Annotated in this window: 4 protein-coding genes; 1 reads left to right on the top strand and 3 read right to left on the bottom strand. The window is 36.3% G+C overall.

From position 1 onward, the window contains the following. Window positions 1-678, bottom strand: a 678-nt coding sequence (locus tag Q0093_RS14760) for a hypothetical protein (RefSeq protein ID WP_297932005.1), incomplete at its 3' end; no start/stop codon positions are given. Window positions 679-857: 179 nt separating this feature from the next. On the opposite strand from Q0093_RS14760, the gene Q0093_RS14765 reads away from it, so the two are divergent. Continuing rightward, entirely contained in the window at window positions 858-1,049 is a 192-nt protein-coding gene (locus Q0093_RS14765; protein ID WP_297932007.1) for a hypothetical protein, read from the top strand. A gap of 246 nt (window positions 1,050-1,295) precedes the next feature. Here Q0093_RS14765 and Q0093_RS14770 read toward each other — a convergent pair whose 3' ends face one another. Then, window positions 1,296-1,565 carry a Txe/YoeB family addiction module toxin gene (locus tag Q0093_RS14770; protein WP_297932009.1) on the bottom strand — a complete coding sequence of 90 codons (270 nt, stop codon included), beginning with the start codon at window positions 1,563-1,565 and terminating at the stop codon, window positions 1,296-1,298. Then, on the bottom strand, window positions 1,559-1,807 hold the full coding sequence (locus Q0093_RS14775) for a type II toxin-antitoxin system Phd/YefM family antitoxin (protein WP_297932011.1): 249 nt from the start codon (window positions 1,805-1,807) through the stop codon (window positions 1,559-1,561). Before Q0093_RS14775 ends, Q0093_RS14770 begins: the two co-directional genes overlap by 7 nt. Window positions 1,808-3,326 lie beyond the last annotated feature (1,519 nt).

Here is a 3,326-nt window from a genome sequence, read left to right on the forward strand (position 1 = left end):
TGTATGCTCCTGATGGGTAATTTTTTGCTGTAAAAAAGCAAGTTTTTCCCAAAACTGGCTCAACCGGTTCATTAAATGGTATTGTCTTTGCGAATGCTGTGCCCGCAACGAAATCATATCTTCATATTCGTAAGGCTGGATATCCTGTAAACCGCGTAAAGTCCCACATTCCTGTAAAATATCATCGTATTCCTGGCGCAAATCAAAGTCATCAAATGTATAACAGTCATGTTTTCTTGAGGGATACCGCTTTTCAACCTCATGGAGAACATCAGGTTGCTGTCGTATACATTTTTCCATGTTATATACCGTTTCTTGGAACATAGATAAAACCCAAGAAAGCATGGAACAACCTTCACTGATGAGTTCCGGAGAAATAATGGGCAAAATAATATCATTCTGATTTTCTTTCATCAGATATTCACGCAGCGAAAATAGTACCGAGGTTTTCCCGCTGCCTCGTCCACCCAAAATACCAAAAATATTGTCGTGCATCAGATGATAGTTCGCGGTCATATACTGTCCGGAACCGCTTGCCCTTTCACGCTGTATACTTATGGCTTTTAATAACTCCATAAAATCTGGCATAATGGATTGAATCTGAAGAAAATCAAGCAGTTTAATTCCAATTTTTCGACTGATATACTCTTTGAAGTTGGATTCTTGATAACGTTCCATATTCTTTTGTGGGTAGAGAGTGAATTGACCGCCCACGGCTCCTTTCTCTTTTATATGTTTTTACCAAACCTTCACCGTTTTATATCTTGCATTTTTCACCATATTAGCATATAATACAGAGTATCAGGCGGTATTTCGTTCATAAACTATGTCAAAATGGAACTAAAGAGGTATAAGCTATGTTGGTATATTCCATCAAACAGGCACGGCAGGGACGGCAAGCTTCAAAAATCCGTGCCTTATCCAAAATGGGAGCACAATTGGGAGCGCAGCAGGCATCTTCTCAAAAATTGCTAAAATGTGATGACTCTATGTCGCTATCCCTTATGCTTCAAAACGAGAAGGAGTATCGCAAAACTCTTCAAAAATGACATCCTTCTAACTTTGTCTATATTATATCAAATATTCTATATTTTTTCAAAGAAATTTGTCGATTTTTGCAATAACAGGTTTTCTTTTTTAGAAAACCTGTTATTTTTATATGTCAGATTATAAAATCAATTTGGATACAAAAAATCCACAGTGCTCAGCAAATTGTTACGATAAGGTTCCAACACCTTATTCTTACAGAACATGCTAAACACTATGGACTAATCCCATTCTATGGCAATTTTAAGTTAAAATTCATAATGTGTCCACAGACTGATAACCTTCACCGTCTGTTCTTCTTCCAGAACTTCATAAACAAGGCGGTGTTTGATATTGATGCGTCTGGAATATGCACCTTGCAAGTCTCCTACCAGCTTTTCATAAGGTGGTGGGTTCTGATAAGGATTTTTACGAATGACATCCAATAAGGCTTTTGCCTTATTATCTAATCTTGCCGCCTTTAACTTCGGTATATCACTTGCTGCCTTTTTGGTGTAAACGATTGTATACACTACCATTCCACCCCATCTTCTGGCAAGCACTCATCAAGCGGTGTACGCAATCCCTCTATAATTTTCTCTCGCTGTTGTGGAATAGATGATAGATATACCGTTTCCATCAAACCGTTATAATCTTCTTCACTGATAACAACCGCATTTCCTGCCTTTGTACTAATGTTTACTGGCTCATTGTACTTGATTGTCTGTTCCAATAAAGTAAAAATATTCTTCCTGAAATTGGTGATATTTGTATTCAACATTTTAAACACCTCCCTGTATGTACATTATAATGTACTTCCCTTTTTTTGTCAATTCTTGTGTCAGCTTAGCAAAGGTCTTAGGGAGACGCTCCCTAACAAGAGCCATTTTTCCGTAAAAATGCTATGCTTGCAAATTCACACCGCACATTTTCCATATTTGCTATTGCTTTATACTGTTACTATATAACATAATTATAAATACAATAGTAAATTATATTTTTCGTATAATGTACGTAATCACGTTTTATAGAAATGAACCTTTTTCATACTGAATATTATCTGAGAACTGACACACCACGGCAAAAAGTTCCAGTTGTGGATATGTATATCCAAAGGAATGTAATCACTAATTTGAAACTAACGCCAATGTCTGATAAGACATTACCTTACGCGATTGTCGATACCTCTGTTGGTGTATTTGTAAGACCTCTACAGATAAACCTAGACATCATACAAGGTAATGTCGACGCAATTTAAAAAATGATTATCGGGCGGGATACCGTTCTGAAACGTATTCTCTCTAAATCTGACGTAAATTATAATTTCGTATTATTTGACTGTTTATCTTGCTTGCAAAGTTCATAGTTACAAAAATGAATTGGAAGAAGTCCGTATACTTATCATCACAAACACTCATAAGCGCTCTATCGCCCTGCTTAACATGATATGTCAATTACAAGTTCTTTCCGTGGTTGTTAACTGAACTGAAGGTGTAGGCGGTGTGAAAAAACACATTGTTCAATTATCCAAACAAACAGGACTTTCTACCTCCACTATTAAATCCAGAACGATTACGGCTCAATGAAGCCTTCATTGAGCTACTCAACACTGAAAAAATTACCATGTCGGCTGCCTATAAACTTTCCTATAAAAACAATCTCACTTGTTTACTGTAAAAAATTTCAAAATCAATGTCGAAATTCATAAAAAAAAGTGTACGCAATGTTGCGTACACCATAGCATTTTCGGTTCATTGTCCTGTTAATCTGACCCAAACTTGACAATTTACAAAAATCAGACTATAATAAATTCAAACTAAAAAAACCGGTTGATTTTAGCCCCAATCAACCGGTTCTAAAAAGCAATCCGCCACAGATGTTGGAGCATCTTGTGTACGGCAAGTCTAGACCATTAGACTATACAGCGCCTCAGTTAAAAACCTTTTGGAGAAGGTTGATAACATCAATGGCGCATTGCTTTTCGTATTTTCATTATAGTGGAAAGCAACGTATAAGTCAATAGCTACTTGATAAAAATTTTAAACTTTTTTTCAAGAAAGTATAGGTGTCATTAGGCGAATTGCAGGCTTAATGGCACCTTTTTTTACTTTTAAAAAATCTTTGGAAATCTTTTCAGAAAGAAGATGAGCGCCATGAATCTACAAAATACTCGCTTTCAATATACCGAAGTATCGAATATTGTCCTGTGTGACTCATCTCTATCTTTGGCAAGCAAAGGTCTTTACGCGATGATTTATAGCTATGCTGGTCTGCCCGATTTTCAGCTTACATTAAATCGG

Source organism: uncultured Coprobacter sp. (genome assembly GCF_947855755.1).
Lineage (GTDB): Bacteria > Bacteroidota > Bacteroidia > Bacteroidales > Coprobacteraceae > Coprobacter.

What these genes read in the sequence shown, in the direction of transcription:
- Q0093_RS14765 (WP_297932007.1), top strand. Translation starts at nt 858, where the DNA reads ATGTTGGTATATTCCATCAAACAGGCACGGCAGGGACGGCAAGCTTCA.
- Q0093_RS14770 (WP_297932009.1), bottom strand. Translation starts at nt 1,565, where the DNA reads ATGGTAGTGTATACAATCGTTTACACCAAAAAGGCAGCAAGTGATATA.
- Q0093_RS14775 (WP_297932011.1), bottom strand. Translation starts at nt 1,807, where the DNA reads ATGTTGAATACAAATATCACCAATTTCAGGAAGAATATTTTTACTTTA.